A 646-nucleotide genomic window follows, 5' to 3' on the forward strand; every position below is an offset into this window, starting at 1 on the left:
GTACAATTGTTTGTGTTTGACCGCTGTTGCTCGCATCTTCAGAGATAGTAATCACTAAATCCTTATCCCCGCCACCATTATCGACTTTTTCAATCGTGATATGGTCAAGTAAATCTGACATTGAATTTTCCGTTGGCAATAACTGCGATATATCTAAGTGATCTTGGCCTAAAGCAAAGTCGGTTATTGTATCAATATCGCCTTGGAACGGCTGGTCAACCCACTGGAACAAATCATCACCGCTGCCACCAGTCAAGATGTCATCACCTAACCCACCAATTAATAGATCATCACCCTCTCCACCATCAAGAAGATCATTACCATTATCTGCAACCAAGACATCATCACCACCTTCCCCATAGAGTTTGTTTGTATGGTTATCAATTACAGCAATCGCTCCACCGTTATTATCTGATTCATACGTACCATTTAATACTGAGCCATCATTCAAAACCACTTCAAAAGATGCACCTATAAAGCTACTGCCTTGATCTCTACCAAAATTGTCAGTATCGAATGTGAACCAAAACTCATCATCGCTTGTAAAATCACCATCAACAAAATTAGCAATCAGTACTGAAGAATCCGAGTCCATCGCATCCCAAATATTATCAGTTTGCTCGATGCCTTTTGACTCTGTTTGGTA

At 40.2% G+C, this 646-nt stretch carries 1 protein-coding gene; it reads right to left on the minus strand.

Annotated elements, in window-relative coordinates; translation table 11 throughout:
- Positions 1 to 646 (minus strand): calcium-binding protein (locus tag AB4486_RS26735; RefSeq protein WP_372119796.1); only part of this gene is annotated, 646 nt, incomplete at both ends.

It is taken from the genome of Vibrio sp. 10N.222.55.C6, from assembly GCF_041473395.1.
Classification (GTDB): domain Bacteria; phylum Pseudomonadota; class Gammaproteobacteria; order Enterobacterales; family Vibrionaceae; genus Vibrio; species Vibrio crassostreae_C.